The organism is Ketogulonicigenium vulgare WSH-001 (assembly GCF_000223375.1).
In the GTDB taxonomy this organism is placed as follows: Bacteria; Pseudomonadota; Alphaproteobacteria; order Rhodobacterales; family Rhodobacteraceae; genus Ketogulonicigenium; species Ketogulonicigenium vulgare.
Genome location: NC_017386.1, coordinates 47,525 through 65,194, shown reverse-complemented (window position 1 = coordinate 65,194; position 17,670 = coordinate 47,525). Strand labels below are relative to the sequence as shown.

General features: G+C 60.1%; 15 protein-coding genes. All 15 read right to left on the bottom strand.

Annotation, left to right across the window (positions count from 1 at the left end; all coding sequences use genetic code 11):
- Positions 1 to 49: 49 nt before the first annotated feature.
- On the bottom strand, positions 50 to 187 hold the full coding sequence (locus KVU_RS16150; RefSeq protein ID WP_013368425.1) for a hypothetical protein: 138 nt from the start codon (positions 185 to 187) through the stop codon (positions 50 to 52).
- 860 nt (positions 188 to 1,047) lie between these two features.
- Complete coding sequence (locus KVU_RS14115; RefSeq protein WP_013368424.1) at positions 1,048 to 4,086, bottom strand: type I restriction endonuclease subunit R; 3,039 nt, start codon at positions 4,084 to 4,086, stop codon at positions 1,048 to 1,050.
- The gene (locus tag KVU_RS14110) at positions 4,086 to 4,772 is read right to left on the bottom strand and encodes a retron system putative HNH endonuclease (protein ID WP_014538237.1); all 687 of its coding nucleotides are present in this window, start codon (positions 4,770 to 4,772) and stop codon (positions 4,086 to 4,088) included. Before KVU_RS14110 ends, KVU_RS14115 begins: the two co-directional genes overlap by 1 nt.
- Positions 4,759 to 6,030, bottom strand: coding sequence for an AAA family ATPase (locus tag KVU_RS14105; protein ID WP_013368422.1), 1,272 nt, complete (start codon positions 6,028 to 6,030; stop codon positions 4,759 to 4,761). Before KVU_RS14105 ends, KVU_RS14110 begins: the two co-directional genes overlap by 14 nt.
- A complete protein-coding gene (locus KVU_RS14100; protein WP_236953174.1) occupies positions 6,027 to 7,229 on the bottom strand; it encodes a restriction endonuclease subunit S in 1,203 nt (400 codons plus the stop codon). The genes KVU_RS14105 and KVU_RS14100 overlap by 4 nt, the downstream gene beginning before the upstream one ends.
- The gene (locus tag KVU_RS14095) at positions 7,226 to 9,229 is read right to left on the bottom strand and encodes a type I restriction-modification system subunit M (RefSeq protein WP_013368420.1); all 2,004 of its coding nucleotides are present in this window, start codon (positions 9,227 to 9,229) and stop codon (positions 7,226 to 7,228) included. The genes KVU_RS14100 and KVU_RS14095 overlap by 4 nt, the downstream gene beginning before the upstream one ends.
- Positions 9,230 to 9,262: 33 nt before the next feature.
- On the bottom strand, positions 9,263 to 9,478 hold the full coding sequence (locus tag KVU_RS14090) for a type II toxin-antitoxin system Phd/YefM family antitoxin (protein WP_013368419.1): 216 nt from the start codon (positions 9,476 to 9,478) through the stop codon (positions 9,263 to 9,265).
- Positions 9,479 to 9,689: 211 nt separating this feature from the next.
- A complete protein-coding gene (locus tag KVU_RS14085; RefSeq protein WP_013368418.1) occupies positions 9,690 to 9,920 on the bottom strand; it encodes a DUF2274 domain-containing protein in 231 nt (76 codons plus the stop codon).
- A 2-nt stretch (positions 9,921 to 9,922) separates the two neighbouring features.
- On the bottom strand, positions 9,923 to 11,056 hold the full coding sequence (locus KVU_RS14080) for a TraB/TrbI/VirB10 family type IV secretion system protein (protein WP_013368417.1): 1,134 nt from the start codon (positions 11,054 to 11,056) through the stop codon (positions 9,923 to 9,925).
- Entirely contained in the window at positions 11,053 to 12,066 is a 1,014-nt protein-coding gene (gene trbG, locus KVU_RS14075; RefSeq protein ID WP_013368416.1) for a P-type conjugative transfer protein TrbG, read from the bottom strand. The genes KVU_RS14080 and trbG overlap by 4 nt, the downstream gene beginning before the upstream one ends.
- Positions 12,063 to 12,752 carry a conjugal transfer protein TrbF gene (gene trbF, locus KVU_RS14070; protein ID WP_013368415.1) on the bottom strand — a complete coding sequence of 230 codons (690 nt, stop codon included), beginning with the start codon at positions 12,750 to 12,752 and terminating at the stop codon, positions 12,063 to 12,065. Before trbF ends, trbG begins: the two co-directional genes overlap by 4 nt.
- On the bottom strand, positions 12,749 to 14,116 hold the full coding sequence (gene trbL / locus KVU_RS14065) for a P-type conjugative transfer protein TrbL (RefSeq protein ID WP_013368414.1): 1,368 nt from the start codon (positions 14,114 to 14,116) through the stop codon (positions 12,749 to 12,751). The genes trbF and trbL overlap by 4 nt, the downstream gene beginning before the upstream one ends.
- Before the next feature lie 3 nt (positions 14,117 to 14,119).
- Positions 14,120 to 14,407 (bottom strand): putative entry exclusion protein TrbK-alt, encoded by a 288-nt coding sequence (gene trbK-alt / locus KVU_RS14060; protein ID WP_013368413.1) that lies wholly within the window; start codon positions 14,405 to 14,407, stop codon positions 14,120 to 14,122.
- Between the two features lie 19 nt (positions 14,408 to 14,426).
- Positions 14,427 to 15,209 carry a P-type conjugative transfer protein TrbJ gene (trbJ, locus tag KVU_RS14055; protein ID WP_014538236.1) on the bottom strand — a complete coding sequence of 261 codons (783 nt, stop codon included), beginning with the start codon at positions 15,207 to 15,209 and terminating at the stop codon, positions 14,427 to 14,429.
- A gap of 2 nt (positions 15,210 to 15,211) precedes the next feature.
- The gene (gene trbE / locus KVU_RS14050) at positions 15,212 to 17,662 is read right to left on the bottom strand and encodes a conjugal transfer protein TrbE (RefSeq protein WP_013368411.1); all 2,451 of its coding nucleotides are present in this window, start codon (positions 17,660 to 17,662) and stop codon (positions 15,212 to 15,214) included.
- Positions 17,663 to 17,670: the final 8 nt, after the last annotated feature.

Below are 17,670 nucleotides of genomic sequence, written 5' to 3'. Positions count from 1 at the left end.
CTTCTGGCCGGTTTTAGTCGCAACGCGGCAGCAAAGAGGAGGCGGCGGATCAAGACTTTTTCTTCTTCGGCGCGTCCGCGCCAATCCGGGCAGCTTTCTCGAACAAGGGCACCGCGACGGCGGTGGTGGCCTTGACCTGTTTGGGCTTTTTGACTTCGCGGTTACCGCGTTTGTTTTCCTTGGCCACGGGAATTTTCCTTTGATGGTCCGGTCCCGATGAGGAACGGATATGGGGAGTGACCCCTTATAGGGGTGCGATGCGACGTCAGAGCCAACTGTCGCAATGATCCCGGTCATACGGGGGTTGCGACGATTTTCGGATATCAAGGCGAGCGGTGTCAGGCGGAGTTTTCTCAACGCAGGACCAAGTTCTTACCCGAGGATGAGGTGTGCAGGTCGAAAACGCAAGCCAGTATTCGAAATAGCCGATCATTTCGATAGATTGACGCCGCCCCTTGGCGTTTTAGCAGCACTCTGAGCGCGCGGGTTTCACATCGTGAGCCCGTGGGTTTAGGCGATCTTTATGCGCCAGCCGACACCTGCCCGCTACCCACCGACGAACTGGCCCAGCTCCACTGCTTGACGTCGCGCATGCGGGTCGCCGCTGATCTGGCTCGCTCTGCATGATGCTCGCCAGCGATGCGCTTCTGTGTTCTTGGACGAGGCGATCCGGTTCTGTCTGACCATCAAGGTCGGGATGGCGAGCCTCGACTGGGCAGTGCCGGCGACAGAAGACGCATGCTGTTATGGCCTATCGTCGCGTTCAAAGGCGCTTTCAGGGCGCCTTTCCGCTGCTGCGTTTCTAGTTTGTTGTCTATCGTTTTGTATTTGAGGGTTGTCGCGGCTGGTGTGCGTCAGCTGCGATTGTGGTTATTGGCGTTTTGCGTTTTGATTCTTTTTGCGGGCTTGGCATCCGAACGGCAAAAAGCCTCCGTTTTACGGGAGGTTATTTGAAGACGCGCGTATCGTTGGTTGCGGGGACACGCAACTACCGATACCGACACTCCCTGGAAATCGCTATCTAACAAGCTTTTTGACACCCGATCATTAATCAGCAGGTGTATCTTCTAACGAATGGTTGAGCTTGCGATAGGCTTCAGACGACAGCCAACCCGTAACGACTTTTTGGAAGGACTTGTCGTTCATGAAGCGGGCGAAAATTTCTTCGTTCTGGTCCATTCGCTCCACGAACAGTGCTTCCAGCAAATTCTTGAACACCAGCTCAAACTTGTCACCCGGATTGACAGTCGCCGCCTGCTTCAGGGCCACATCAGAGATTGCCGCTTCGACAATCTGATCGAAGAACAACTGGTCGGCCTGATTAAAATCAGTACCAAAACGGTCGTTGACGACATCGATGAGCCGCGACAGTGGAACCGCTTCCTCATGCAGCACGCCGGTTCCGACTTCCGAGGGACCATCGAGCCGGTTGGCCTGGCCATTGCTCAGGCTGATCGAGCCTTCGCTGATCTTCTGCAGACGATAATACTCAAGCCGCACCTCGTCATCGAACTGGTAAGACGGCCCAGCGCCGCGCTTCGGCAGCTTGGTCGCGAGGTGACGCAGGAAAACATACAGGCGCTCAAGGTCCGTATCCTGATAGGGAATGATCTGGCTGAGGAACCCATAGAGGCTACAGAAGGCCAATAGCTTGCCGCGCCACAGCTCAGCCTCGTCCGGAGTTTCTTGCTGAAGCTCCTTGAAACGGGCCACGCACGGATCAAGTGCCGCATTCATCAACTGATGATCGTTCGGGCTCTGGCGTTGGCGCGGCTTGAAATAGACGGCGCTAAAGCGTTCAACGTCCTCGCCGATATAGATTCCGTCGGCGTCGAGTTCGCTCTTTATCTCATACATTCGGGCTGGGTCGACGTCCTCGCCTACCTCGGCGCCCTCGAAATAGGTCTTGAATGCCTCGCGGATTTCATCTCGTTCGTTGACGAAATCGAGGACGAAGGTGTCTTCTTTCAGCGGATGGATACGGTTCAGGCGCGATAGCGTTTGAACTGCCTGAATGCCAGCAAGCCGCCTGTCGACATACATTGTGTGCAACAAGGGTTGGTCGAAGCCCGTTTGGTACTTCTCGGCGACGAGCAGCACCTGATACTCCTGCGTGGAGAAAACCTCTGGCAGTTCCTTCTCACGGACGCCGAGATTCATCCCTTCTTCGGTGTAGGCGACATCCTTCAGCCTGTCGTCCGTGACAATGCCGGAGAAGGCCACCAGCGACTTGATGGCATAGCCCTTATCCTTAATATAGCGGTCAAAGCTCTGCTTGTAGCGGACCGCTTCGAGGCGCGAACCCGTGATTACCATCGCCTTGGCACGGCCACCGATCTTGTGCTGGGTCGCGGCGTGGAAATGCTCGATCATCACCTCCGTCTTCTGGGCGATATTGTGAGGATGCAGCTTGAGAAAGCGGGCGAGCGCGCGGGCAGCCTTCTTCCGCTCGACGTTCGGATCGTCTTCGCTCGCCCTTAGGAGCCGGAAATAGGTGGCGTAGGTCGTGTAGTGCTTCAGCACGTCGAGGATGAACCCTTCCTCGATCGCCTGCCGCATTGTGTAGCGATGGGCGGGCTTGTCATCGCGTCCGAAAACCTTGAAGGTCTTGTGCTTCGGTGTTGCGGTGAAGGCAAAGAAGCTCAAGTTCGCCTGCCGCCCGCGCTTCGCCATCGAGCGGTAGAGTTCCTCTACATCCTCTTCGTCGTTCTCGGCCATGTATTTCGCGGCTTCCTCGCGAAGGCCCTGGCCGCCCAGAACCTCCTTGAGGTCGGTCGCCGTTTCGCCGCCCTGCGAGCTGTGCGCTTCGTCGATGATAACGGCGCAGTGCCGTGACCTTAGCGTGCCGCTATTCGCTTCCCCGCGCTCCTCCGCCATCTTAGCGAGCTGACGCGAGACGAAGGGGAACTTCTGCAAGGTAGTGATGATGATCGGCACGGCGCTTTCCAGGGCTTCCGCCAGCTGGCGCGAACTTTCGTCGATCTTCTGCACGACGCCGTGCTTATGCTCGAACTGATAGATCGTGTCCTGCAACTGCTTATCCAGCACCACGCGATCGGTGATCACGACCACGCTGTCGAACACGCGTGCGTTCTTGTCGTCATGAAGTGACGCCAGCCGGTGTGTGAGCCAGCCGATGGTGTTGCTCTTGCCGCTACCGGCGGAATGCTCGATTAGGTAGTTGCTGCCTACGCCTTCGCGCTGCGCCTGATCAACCAGCAAGCGAACCGCTTCGAGCTGGTGGTAACGCGGAAAGATCATCGTCTCCTTTTTTACCTTCCGGCCCTGATCGTCGCGCTTTTCCTCTATCTGCAGGTGGATGAAGCGTGCCAACAGATCGAGCAGACTGTCCGGCTGCAACACCTCTTCCCAGAGATAGGCCGTGCGGTAACTGCGACCCTTGGGATCGGGCGCATTACCGGCACCACCGTTGTTGCCTTTGTTGAAGGGCAGGAAATGGGTGGCCGCTCCCGCAAGCCGTGTAGTCATGAACACCGTGTCGGTGTCGGCTGCGAAGTGGACCAGCATACGACGCTTGAACTCGAAGATCGGCTCGCGCGGATCGCGGTCATGGCGGTACTGGTGCAAGGCGTGCTCGACCGTCTGTCCGGTCATCGGGTTCTTGAGTTCGACCGACGCGACTGGAATGCCGTTTACGCTCAGCGCAACGTCTAAGGACTTTTCGGAGACCTTTGAGAAATGGAGTTGCCGCGTGATCCCGACGCGGTTGGCGGCGTAGCGAGCTTCCAACTCGGGGTTCAGCCCATGCGCCGCCTTAAAGAAGGCCACACGCAGAGTCTTGCCGTAGCACTTGAAACCGTGCCGCAAGGTGGCCAGAGAACCCTCTCGATCCATCCATGTGGTCAGATCGGCAAGGACTTGGGTGCCGGTCTTTTCTCCGTGGAGTGCCTCCAGAGCTTTCCATTCCTTCGGCTGTGTGTCGCGGATGAAGGAGAGGACAGTCTCCGGGAAGATGGCACGATCACGGTTGAACCCCGACGTAGGTTCCGGCACGGCTCCATTTGCCAACATCGTGGCTTCAATGACGGTCTCGAATGCACCTTCTGAATGCCGAGCGTGGTTCATTACTTCTTCTTCTTTCCGCTAATCTTTTGAAGCCGGATGATATGTTTCTCCAGCGCGTCGATAAGCGCGAAGGAGAACTGCTCCAAATCACGTGACGTCAGCTCTTTCTGCTGCAAGCCTTGCAATCGTCGCCGCGCCAATTTCGCATCCATCTGACGACCGCGCGACTGGATCGTTCCCTTGATCGCTGCTTGCCGGAAGGCGATAAGAATATCGTGATTCAGCCCCAAACGCTTTATGGTCTCATCTGCGGCAGTATCCGTTGAATTGCGTGGCGAGATTCTACCAGTGAAGCTGAATGAGAACCTAGCCGAGCATCCGGCTGAAAGAGGCGAAACAAATAGGCTTGACTCAGCCAAGGACGGCCAATTGTCCTTCAGATGTGCTCCATACGGCAGCTTTGGTGTATTTGGTTGCGGCACAGCCGCAACCAAATTTAAGTAAGTTACGTCCTCTAAGTCACCGCAATGCGCTTGTGGCTTCAAATGCTCGATGTGGCATGTGTCGGCATCAATCTTGCGACCCGTATACGCGCATAAACCGCCCTGTTCGGAGACGAGCGCCGCCCTGATGATCCGTCGCAATTCACCTCCAACTGAATTGTAACTACAGTTCTGTCCGTTTCTATTAACGGCGATCCATTCTGTTAGCGCTGCTGGCGGAGCCGCTTTATTAATCTTCCTCATCTGCCAGTGCTTCTAGGTTGTTTATCTCCGCCTCAAATCCGACAGTGGTGGGATCATCTCCGTGCTGCAGTTTGCGCAATATTGCCAACTTTTCGCGCGCCAGATCTAAATCTGCGTCCTCCAGCGCATTCTCGACTTCATCGATCGCAGCCTTTACAAACGTCGGCCGGGAAGGCGTACCCATGATCTGCTCGAGTACAAAACTCGTGTCCAGACCATACGCCTGCCCACATCGCTGAGGAACAACGCGCCCCGCAGATTGTTTCAGAAGAACCACTTGGCTCGGTTGCGTCTCGCCAATCACCTGCGGCGAATGAGTGGTGGCGATAAACTGGCAACTGCAAAACGTCTCCGTCAAAAGGGACACAATCTGCCGCTGCCAAAGCGGGTGCATGTGCATATCGATTTCATCAATCAGGACGACTCCAACGCCGTCCCCGATTGGATCGTCAAGGGCTGGATTGGCTTGCGAAAGGCGGCGAGCAAGGTCGAGTGCCAACGCAAGCACGCCCCTCTCACCCTCAGAGAGATACCGCACATCGAGTTCAATGCCGTCCTTCGAGATCAAAAGCCGTGGCTTGTCCGCGCCGTTGGTCGCTCGCAGGCCCTTGCAGGTCGGCAAGAAACGGGCTGCTGCAGATTTCAGGGCCTCAAGATGGAATCGTGCACGCGGCAGTTCCTCCGCCAACGCCTCTTGCGCCACCATCCAGGACGCCATGTCCCGAAGGTGGAGCGGCCGGACATCGGAAAGCGCATCGGCAAATGCCGCAGCCTGGCCTCCGCGGCTCCGACCAATCTTGATCTGCTCATCCGTGGGGTGAGACCTACGCGTTCCGAAGTAGATTGCTATAGGTTGATTGCCTGACGGATCGGCCTTTGGCCAGTGTGGTGGTGACAGCTCTTCCCTTTCAGGCGTGTCTAGCGTCGCGTTCCGAACAGACCCCTCTTCATCCGGAACAAACCGTTCTCTCGGCTTGTGCAGCAGTAAGTTCCGTTGCCCTTCGGGAAACTCGAGATCCAGATCGACGGTCAGCGAGGCGCTTACCTGCCGGATATCATCGGCGGCGAATGCCAGAGGCGTCGAGCGGCTCGCCGTGAACTTAGGTAGAACCCGAGACAGTGAGACCCGCAGAGCCTCGAGGACGCTGCTCTTGCCGACGCCGTTGACACCCACCAGTAACGTGAAGTGCGGATCGAATTCGAAGGTCGCCTGGTCGAAGCCGCGAAGGCCGGCAACGCTGAGCCGTCTGATCTTCATGCCACCTCCGGGATTTCGATCTGGCCGGTCACGGCCGCCGCAATAAGGGCCGCCCGGCGCTCCTTCAGCAATGCGATGGAGTTCTCTGTCGCAGCGCGCAGGCGGTCGATCTTGGTTGTTTCGGCACTGATGTGCTCGACGATCTGCTGTTGTTCATCAAGCGGCGGGACGGGCCACCAGGTTTCAAAGAAGCCTTCGGGATAAAGCCGCAGGCGGGAGGACCAGACGCCCTTGGAGTAGCGGGTCACTTCCTGCGCGAAGACGTGTATGCGGACCAGCGCGTCGACGTAATCGGGCAGCAGCCGCGGGCCTGGGGTGTAGACGTTGTAGGCGGGGCTCACGATGCCGTCGACGCGGGCTGTGCCCATAGCACCCATCCAGGCCCAGAGGGTGTTGATGGCCAAGTCACCGGCGAGGCACAGCTTGTAACCAGCCGTGCTTTCGGCCTCGAACATGTTCACATCCTTCTCGGATCGGGGGGTGACGCCAGTCAAGTGCGAGACCGTAAGCATTTCCTCCTTACCGGTCTGGGATCGCTGGTCGCGTTCAGTGAACAGCCAGCGGGACCGCTCGATCTCCCAATGCGCAGGGATGTCTCCGAGCCATTCGATGCCCGATGGGCGTAGAGGCACGGAAGGGTCGAGACCACGCATGACCGTCTCGGCCACGATTGCGCGCCGCTTCTCTGCCATCAGATCAAGCAGGCTCTGCTTGGCGGCGATCAGGGTGTCGATGTCGGCGGTTTCCCGATTGAGGAAAAGCGCAATTGCGTGTTGCGTAGAGCTCGGTGGAACTGGGATCGATAGATTTGCAATCACCTCAACGGCAATTCCGGGTTGCGCAGCAGATTGCGAATATTGATTCAGGTTCATGAAAGAGAGAAGCTCACCGAGCCATCTAACTTCAGCGTTGCCTTGTGTATCGGCTACAATTGCATGCTCGGATGCCCAGAACTTTCCGGCGGCATAGTTGATATTCCCGCAGAGAGCTCCTTGGCGCCCGATAAGCACGAAATCGCCCTCGCGGTTGAAGCGATCCGTGTACCCTCTGAGGCCATTCCCACCAAAGACTGGATAGTCATCAGCTTCGCGAATTTCATCGGAGGTGATTGCATCACCTGAGGCCATTCTTGCTACATACTTCAGCTTTTTGAAGGTCCACTGATTAGGCAGAACCGTCGTGGCGAAACCATCACTCACTCCGTCACCTCACGCAAAAGCCGCAGAATTTCGTCCTCTGCCTTCTTCAGATCTGCGTCGATCTCGACCAGCTTCCGGGGCGTCGTGAACTGATAGAAGTGGCGGTTGAAGTTGATCTCGTAACCGACCTTGTCCTTGCTCCGGTCCATCCAGGCGTCGGGTACGTGCGGCAGAACCTCACGCGCAAAATAGGCGTCGACATCCTCTTTCAACGGGATGTTCTCGAAATCGCGCAGATCGGGGTCCGCCTCGAAGCCCTTTCCAGACTTCACCCGCTCGGCCTTGGCGTCCTTCACGGTGAACACGTTGCGGAACAGCTTGACCTCGGGCGCGCGCCAGCGGGACTCGCGCTTCTTCAAGAGCTTCTCGATGCTGCCCCAGACCTTGTTCCAGTCCAGTTCCATTTCGCGTCCGAGAGCCTTGTCGATCGCCTGAATGTCATCGAGCAGATGCGGCGCGGCGTCGAGGAATCGGGCCTTGTCCTCGACCGTCATCCGGTAGCGTAGCCGAAGGGGACGTTCAATGGTGACGCGGGTGTAGCCGAATTCGGCATTGTCGAAGATCTTGGACTTCGAATTTGGTGCGAACGACCCATAGAGGCGCACGATCTCGGCAATCTGATCGGGCTCGTCCGGCCGGTCGTCGCCCTCGGGCGCCTTGCCCGCGCCGATCTTGCGGCGCTTGTCACCCTGACTGCGGCCCATCGGCATGTAGATGTCGCGCGCATCGACAAGCTGGATGTCGCCCTTTCGATGTGAGGGCTTGTTGTTGGTGACGATCCAGATGTAGGTGCCAATTCCGGTATTGTAGAACATCTGCTCCGGCAGGGCGACGATGGCCTCGAGCATGTCGCGCTCGATGATCCACTTGCGGATGTTGCTTTCGCCGCCGCCTGCGCCGCCGGTAAACAGGGGCGAGCCAGAGAACACGATGGCTGCCCGCGATCCGTACTTCTGTGCCTTGGGATCGACATCGTCGAATTTCGAGATCATGTGCTGCAGGAACAGCAACGAGCCGTCGTTCACGCGCGGCAGGCCCGCGCTCCACGGGCTGTCCTGCGGAGCCTTCTCATGCCGCCGGACGATTTCCTTTTGCTGCTTCTTCCAGTCCACGCCGAAGGGCGGGTTAGCGATAAAATAGTCGAAGGTCTGGCCCTCGAATTTGTCATCGGTGAAGCTGTCGCCGAACTGGACGTTCTCACCTCCACCGTTGTGATCGACCTGCTTCATGAGCATGTCCGATGCGGCCGTTGCGAAGGCGCGCTTGTTGTAGTCCTGGCCGTAAACGTAGAGCTTCGCTTCTTTGTGGTGATCGCGCATGTAGCGTTGCGCTTCTGCAAGCATGCCTCCTGTGCCGCATGCCGGGTCGAGCATGCGCATCACCGTGCCTGGCTTGCTGAGGACGTCGTCGGCATCCATGAAGAGTAGATCGACCATGAGGTGGATCACCTCACGCGGCGTGAAGTGATCGCCCGCTGTTTCGTTGGCCAGTTCGTTGAAGCGTCGGATGAGGTTTTCGAATACGAGGCCCATCTGATCGTTCTTCACCCGGTCGGGATGAAGGTCGACCTTCAAGAATTCCTTCAGCACTAGATAAAGAATGTTCGCTTCATTCATCTTCTCGATTTCGTTGGTGAATTCGAAATACTCGAAGATCCGTCGAACATTCGCCGAGAAGCCGCTGATGTAGGATTGAAGATGCCCCACGAGATCTGAGGTGTCGCCGATCATCGTTTCGAACGTCATTGACGAACGGTTGTGGAATCGGTGGCCTGAAGCTTTGTTCAGCATCCGATCAAGGGCATCATCTTCCAGCTTCCCGCCTTTGCGTCGCTCAAATTCCGCAAGTACTTTCTGCTTGGTGTCGGCTAGCACACAATCAAAGCGGCGCAGAACAACAAGTGGCAGCATGACGCGCTCATACTGCGGCGGGCGATAGGGCCCACGCAGAAGGTCAGCGATCTGCCAAATCAAGTTGGCCAAATCCGAGTGGGTTGCCATGTAATTCAGTCTCCTGCCGGTTCGCCCGGCCTGTTATTTTTCTTGATTAGTCTTTTTGGGACTAAAGTCGGCCGGACGCTGCACTAGAAACTTTCTTTTCGCTTTGGCCGTCAGTCGCTCGAATTCTTCAATTGCAAGAACCACGACGACGGACCGACCATATTTTTCAATGGCAACAGGCTCCGCCCTTGCCATGTCGATCAAGCGCCCAAAGGCGTTTTTTGCGTCACGCGCCGATATGCTCTGCATAGACAGGCTCCTTTCGAATTGGAGCTATTTTAGCCAATATTTTTGGTAAAGGACAGCCCTAATGTGCTGAGTATGATGCCAAAGATAGTGATACTCCGGCGTTCATTTGCTGCACACTCGATGAGTGACCGCTTTGAAAAATACTGCAGCAAAATTTTCTGGAGCGTCGACCGTCTGCATAGGATCGAAAGACCCCTACCCTGAATGGCCGTCACTCGAGCTTATCACGCTGCCGTCGCGCCTTGGCAAAGCCGCGATCGGTGGCGATGAACCGCTCCAGCATCGGCACGATCAGCCGGACGGGATCGGCAATGGGCTGGCCACTCTCACGGGCCAGCACCTCTGCATAGACGATCAGATCGCGGTGGAGCGCACCCGGCAGTTCCACCGTCACTTTGACGGGTTTGTCCTCGACAAGCGGTCCGAGTTTCAGCTTTGTCATAGTCAGTTCCTGTAAGGTTCGAGTACGAGATCTCGGGTGACGATGACCCTGACCGGATAGCCCGGTCGGATGGTCAGCGTGGGTGCGACCTGCAACTGGCGCTGGACGATCTGCTGTCCGGCCTGATTGATGGTGTCCTGCGCCCCGTCGCGGATGGCGCGGATCAGGCGGTCTTCGTCGTCGGTCGCCAGTTCCGTGCCGATGCCGAGCAGCGTAGACAGACCTGCGGCCTTCATCAGATCCCACCAGTGATAATCGACGCCATCTTCCAGACCGGCATAGCCGGAAGCGTCAGCACCGGGCTGGCGCTCCAGCACAATGGAGCTGCCATTGGGCAGGATCAGGCGGTTCCAGACCAGCAGCACGCGGCGCTGTCCGAACTGCACACCGGCATCATACTGGCCGATGATCCGTGTTCCCTGCGGGATCAGGAGCAGCGCGCCGGTCGGACTGTCATAGACATTCTCCGTGACCTGCGCGGTGATCTGGCCGGGGAGATCGGAACGAATGCCGGTAATCATCGCCGCCGGGATCACGGCCCCTGCCTGAAGGATATAGGGCGACGCTGGCGCCATAATCCGATCCATAGCAACGGTCTGCCGATCCACCGGACCATTGAGAAATGCCGTGTGCCGGTCCTGCGTTGCGGGCTGACCGCCAAGGTCAAGCCCCGCAAGGCCCGGCATATTGGAGCCAGGTGTCGTTGCTGATCGCTGCCCCGATTGGAAGAACACGGTGCTAAGACGTGCAGCCTCCTCTTCAGCAAGACGGCGCTCCTCGGCAGGATCGCTAGCTGGTGTTGCCATAGCAGGCGGCGTAACGGGTTGCCCCCTGTTCTGCGCGTCGAGGATCGGGCCGCCGAGGTCGCCCGGCAAAGCTGGTCCCAGGACGGGGCCGGTATAATCGCGCGGCAGGCCAGCCAGCCCGTCCGCTGTTGCGCGGTTCTCGGTTGAATAGAGTTCTTCGCCGCTGCCATTCATGTCGCGGGTCTGGAGCGCATAGATCAATGCGCCGCCAATGCCGAGGAGCGCGACAGCCCCAACACCGGCCAGCATCTTGCGTGACAGGCGGGTGACGCGCGGCGGCTCGGCGCGCAGGCGCATAGGAGGCGCGTTGGTGGTCGTCTCTTCGCTCATGACGGGTTCTCCCCGGTCTTTGCGGGCTGGGCCGCCTGCCTTTGTTCAATGCGGACAATCCTGACGGTCTGCTGGCGATCGCCGCTGCCAAGGCGCAGCTCGGCAGCACCGAACAGGCGATCCACGATCAGGATGTTCTGGTGAATGCGGCTGTTGACGATCTGGGTCTCGCCCTCGGAGCCTATGACGAAGATCGGCGGCATCTCGCCCTGCACGATGCCGCGCGGGAAGACGACATAGACACGGCGGCCATCGTCGAAGACGGAGATGGGTCGCCACGGCGGACTATCGCCCGTCAGTCCATAGCGATAGTTGCGGGCCGTCTCGACAGGGATGATCGGCGCGGCGGGAACGCTCTGGCGCTGACCGGCAGGTAGCGCGGGATAGGCCCAGGCCACAGCGGGCATATAGAGCGCCGCGCGGGCGCGAAGCTCAATGAGATAGACGCGGCGATCCGTGCTGATGACAAGATTGGTGGAAATATCCTCACGGGTCGGTTTCACAAGGATATGGACGCGGCGGCTTGTACCCGATCCGCTTTCGGTATCACCAATGATCCATCGGGCGGTGTCGCCTGCCGCAATCGGCCCCGCGCCGGTCAGGCTTTCGCCGGGCTCAAGCGCGATTGTCGTGATCTGTCCCGGTGCGGCATAGACCTGAAACAGCGCCCCTTCCGACCAGGGGTAGATCTGGATGGCGTTGTAATAGCCTTCCCGGCGTGGTTCGACACGGGCGGCGGCATTGGCGTTCTCGACGCGGCCAGTCGGTGTTCCGGCAACGGTTCCGCCGCGTGCCACGGTCCATGCCGGTGGTGTGTGCAAAGGTCGAGGCCGGTCATCGGCAACGGCTGCCGGCACCACGGGCAACGCTGGCACATCGGCATCATAGCTGAACTGCGGGGTGCGGTTGGTTGCGCAGCCGGCCAGCATGGTGGCGGACAGCAACAAAGCCGCCAAAGCGGGTTTACGGAGAACCGGCAAGCCGGAATTGCGGGCCATCATGCGGGTCATTGGCTCATCTCCCGCGACCATGAAATTGCATTGACGTAGATGCCGAGCGGATTGGCGCGCAGACGTTCAGCATCGCGCGGCGTCTGGATCACGATGGTCAGGATCGCGGTCCAGCGTTCGGTCGTGGAGAGCTGGCCGTTTTCGTAATGGCGCTCCGTCCAGGCGACACGGAAGCTGTCATTCGAGGCGCGGATCACCGACGACACCTCGACCGCAATTTGCTGCCTGCCGACCTTGGTGAAAGGGTCATTGGCACGGGCATAATCATTGAGAGTTGCCGCACCCCGATCCGTGGTGAACTCATAGGCACGCAGCCAGTTCTGCCGCACGATGATGGCGTCAGACGGGATCGAGCGCGTCTGCTCGATGAAGCGGCCAAGATGGAAGGCAATCTGCGGATCGGTCGGGCGATAGTCAGCCACGGCGGGCGCAACGGACTGCGACTGGCCGAGATTATCGACTTGCACCACCCAGGGCACGACCGTCCCGCGCGCCGATTGCCAGACAAGGGCGGCGGCGAAACCAGCCGAGAGGATCAGCGAGCCGAAGGCCATGATGCGCCAGTTCTTTGCCTGCACGCGGGCCGAACCGATACGTTCGTCCCATGCCTCGGCAGCTTTCTGATAGGGCGTCTCGGGTTCGGGCGATTTGCCGTAATGTGCAGATGGACGTTTGAAGATGTTCATGAGCGGTCACTTTCAGAAAGATTGATGGAGGAGCCGCCGCCATGGCTGTCGCCGGAGCGCACGGCATGGGCGGCCATCGACGTGCCGTGGCTGAGTGTCTGTTTGCGCTGCATCTGCCTTGCCCATGCCGGAGAGCCGCCAGCCTGTGCGGCGGGTGACGCCGCCGCGCTTGCTGCCTCGCCTGCACCTCCGACTGTTCCAGCCGTGGAAGAGCCGCCACTGACGCCGAAACCGGCGCGCGCTCCATCAGAAAAGCTGGACTTGATGCTTTCGGAGGCTTTGGAAGCCGCGCGCTTCAGGGGCGATGCGGCGGCGGAGCCTGCCGCACGGGCAACACCGCCCAGACCGGAGGCGACACCGGCAGCGCCGGACTGGCCAAGTGAACCGACACTGTAGGCGGCGCTCACCGCACCTGCGGCGGCGGCACCACCCCGAACGGCAGCCGCTCCACCAGAGAGCGCAGCGGCTCCTCCCTTCGCGGCCATCCCTGCGGCGGCACCCCCGGCAAGCATCATGCCGCCTGCGGCAAGGCCGGTTCCAACGGCGGCACCTGCGCCAAGCTGCGGGCCGCCGGAAACGAGACCGGAAGCGATGCCGGGACCGAATATGCCGAGGCCGAGAAGGGAAAGGGCCGCCAGCACGATTGCCATGGCATCGTCAATGGTCGGCGTCACGCCGCCGAAGCCTGCCGTGAACTGTGAAAACAGCGTCGAGCCGATACCGATGATGACGGCCAGAACCAGCACCTTGATGCCGGAGGACACGACATTGCCGAGAACGCGCTCGGCCATGAAGGCGGTCTTGCCGAACAGGCCGAAGGGGATCAGCACAAAACCGGCCAGCGTGGTCAGCTTGAACTCGATCAGCGTGACGAAGAGCTGCACGGCGAGAATGAAGAAGGCGAGCAGCACCAGCACCCAGGCGAACATCAGGCAGGCGATCTGGATGAAGTTCTCGAAGAACGACCAGTAGCCCATCATGTCGGAGATGGATTCGAGCAGCGGGCGACCGGCATCAAGGCCGGTCTGCGCCACCTTGCCGGGCCGCAGCAGATCGGCGGCGGAAAAGCCGGTGCCCGACCCCTTGAGGCCCAGACCCGCAAAGCTGTCGAAGATGATCTGCGCGAGATTGTTCCAGTTGCCGATCAGATAGGCGAAGACGCCCACGAACAGCGTTTTCTTGACCAGCCGGGCGATGATGTCGTCATCTGCACCCCAGGACCAGAATAATGCCGCCAGCGTCACGTCGATGACGATCAGCGTGGTGGCGATGAAGGCGACTTCACCTCCAAGCAAACCGAAGCCACTGTCGATGTAGCTGGTGAAGACTCCCAGGAAATTGTCGATGACGCCGGTGCCGCCCATGGTTCACTCTCCCCCGTTCTGATGCGAGGCGGCGGGCACCGGCGTTCGGCCGAGAAAGCGGTCGCGGTTCTCGGCCCAGGTGGCGAGGCAACGGGAATCACTCACGGCGGCCTCGCCTAACTGCTGGCAACGGCGCAGGCTCTGGCGCAGCGGATCGGCAGAGGGCTGAAGCGACGGAGCCGGCCGGGGCTGCGCCGGTTCATCCTTGCGGGTCAGTTCGATCACCGTGGCGGTGATGGCGATAGCCACGAATATGATCGCGCCCAGTCGTGCCAGCATCTTGCCGTCCATGTCGCGCCCTCCTGTCCGGTCAGTTGTTGCCGTTGCCGAACATCCGGGCATTGCCGGGCTGGTAGCCCGATCCCGGCGTAAGGAAGCGCTCGCGCTGGACGCGGCCCTGTTCGGCGGCGGTGGCGCGCTCGGCTTCGATCAGCGCCTCCGAGCGGCCATTGGCCGACATCAGCGCGATCAGGTCGGAAAGCTGCTGCGACTGGAGGGCGAGAAGCTGATTGCCCGCCTGCGTGGCTTGCAGCGCGCCGGTGGCGTTCTGGCTCTGGCCGACAAGTTCCGACATCTGCGTGCGGTTGGTGTCGATATTGCCTACGACGCCGGCCTGCACGCGCATGGCATCCTGCAAGCCGCCAACCGTGTTTTGCCAGCGCGACCGCGCGTCGGCGACAAGCTGTCCGTCGGTGGCGGACAGCGAGACGTTGCCATATTGGGTTTGGAAGATCTGATCGACCTTCTGCACGTCGAAGGCGATGTTCTGCGCCTGGCCCAAGAGCTGCTGCGTGCGCTGCACATTTTGCTGTAAGGTCTGGAGCGAGGAATATGGCAGGCTGGTCAGGTTGCGCGCCTGATTGATGAGAATCTGCGCTTCGTTCTGAAGCGAGGTGATCTGGTTGTTGATCTGCTCCAGCGTGCGCGCGGCCGTGAGCAGGTTCTGCGCATAGTTGGACGGGTCATAGACGATGCGGCCGAAACCGAACTGTGCGTGGGCCGGGCTGGTCAGCATGGGCGAGAGCGCCAGTGGCGCGGCAAGCAACGTTGCCGCCATGAGCATGGCCCGCGAACGGGAAAGACGGATAGTCATGGTCAGGACTCCTTTTCGGTCGGGGGGATGAGATTGGTGAGATCGGGGATCAGGTCGGCCGCCCATTCGACGCCGCGCTCGCGCAGCCAGGCGGTGAGGAAACCGTCCTGCCCATGTTCGGCGACAAGATCGGCGATGCGGGTCTGATCGGTTTTGGATGATGCGGCGCAGAGCGCGAGGCCGACTTCGGACAGGCCCAGCTCGAACAGGCGATTGCCGCGGCGCGACTGGCAGTAATAGTCCCGCTTGGGCGTTGCCCGCGCGAGGATCTCGATCTGCCGGTCATTCAGCCCGAACCGCCGATAGATCGCAGTGATCTGCGGCTCGATGGCCCGTTCGTTCGGCAGGAGCAGCCGTGTCGGGCAGCTTTCTATGATGGCGGGCGCGATATTGCTGCCGTCAATGTCCGAGAGCGACTGCGTTGCGAAGATGACGGAAGCGTTCTTCTTTCTGAGCGTCTTCAGCCATTCGCGCAGCTGGTTGGCGAACCCCTCGTCATCCAGCGCCAGCCAGCCCTCGTCGATGATGAGGAGGGTTGGGCGACCGTCGAGCCTGTCGCCGATCCGATGAAACAGATAGGCCAGCACGGCCGGCGCAGCGCCCGTGCCCACCAGTCCCTCGATTTCAAAGGCTTGCACATCGGCGTGGCCGAGATGTTCGGCCTCGGCATCGAGCAACCTGCCATAGGCGCCACCGATGCAATAGGGGCGCAGCGCCTGTTTCAGAACATTGGATTGCAACAGCACGGCAAGGCCGGTGATCGTGCGCTCGCCGACAGGTGCGGATGCCAGCGAGGTCAGCGCCGTCCAGATATGCTCCTTCACCTCCGGCGAGATGGTCATGCCCTCGCGCATCAGGATTGCAGCGATCCAGTCAGCGGCCCATGACCGCTCATAGGCATCATCGATCCGCGCGAGCGGTTGCAGGGAGACGGAAACCTCCGATCCCTCGGTCAACCCGCCGCCGAGGTCATGCCAGTCGCCGCCCATGGCCAGCGCGGATGCCCGGATCGATCCCCCGAAATCGAAGGCGAAGATCTGACTGCGTTCATAGCGGCGGAATTGCAGCGCCATCAGCGCCAGCAACACAGACTTGCCTGCGCCGGTCGGGCCGACGACGAGAGTATGGCCCACGTCACTGACATGAAGGGAAAGCCGGAACGGCGTCGAACCTTCGGTCTTGCCATACAGCAAGGGGGGCGCTCCGAGGTGTTCGTTCCGTTCCGGCCCCGCCCACACGGCCGATAGCGGGATCATGTGGGCAAGGTTAAGCGTCGAGATTGGCGGCTGCCGGACATTGGCGTAGGCATGTCCGGGGATCGAGCCGAGCCAGGCATCGACGGCATTGACGGTTTCCGGCATGGCCGTGAAATCGCGGCCCTGAATGATCTTCTCGACCAGACGCAGCTTTTCGTCAGCGATACGCGGATCGGCGTCCCAGACGGTGACGGTCGCTGTGACATAGGCCATGCCGGCGACGTCAGCGCCCAGCTCCTGCAAGGCCATGTCGGCATCGAGCGCCTTGTTGGACGCATCGGTGTCCACCAGCGCCGATTGTTCGTTGGTCATCACCTCCTTGAGGATCGCGGCGATGGATTTGCGCTTGGCAAACCACTGGCGGCGGATTTTGGTGAGCAGTTTGGTCGCGTCCGTCTTGTCCATCAGGATGGCGCGGGTTGACCAGCGATACGGGAACGCGAGCCGGTTCATCTCGTCGAGCAGGCCAGGCGTGGTCGCGGTCGGGAAACCGATGATGGTCAGGACGCGCAGATGCTGATCGCCCAGGCGCGGCTCCAGTCCGCCGGTCAGGGGCTGATCGGCGAGCAGCGCATCGAGGTGCATGGGCACTTCGGGCACGCGCACACGATGACGGTTGGTCGAGATGGTAGCATGCAGATAGGTCAGCGTGCCACCATCATCCAGCCAGCGGCATTCAGGCATGAAGCCGTCGAGCAGCGCCAGCACGCGGTCAGTGCGGTCGATGAAGCCGCGCAGCAGTTCATGCGGATTGACGCCGGATTGTTCGCGCCCCTCGTAAAGCCATGTTTCGGCACGGGCGGCGTCCTCGGCGGGCGGCAACCAGAGGAAGGTCAGGAAATAGCCCGACACGAAATGTGTGCCCGCTTCCTCGAACCCGGCCTTGCGCTCCGCATCGACCAGTGCGGAGGCCGCATCTGGAAACTTGCTGTCGGGATAGGTCGCGGCCTCGGAGCGTTGTGCCTCGACGAAGATCGACCAGCCAGAACCCAGACGGCGCACGGCGTTGTTGATGCGACCGGCGACCGCAACCAGTTCGGCAGCGACAGCAGAATCCAGATCCGGCCCGCGAAACTTCGCGGTCCTCTGGAAGCTGCCATCCTTGTTCAGCACAATGCCTGGGCCAACCAGCGCTGCCCATGGCAGATAGTCGGAAAGGCGAGCGGAGGTGCGGCGATATTCGGTGAAGTTCATCATGCGCGCGC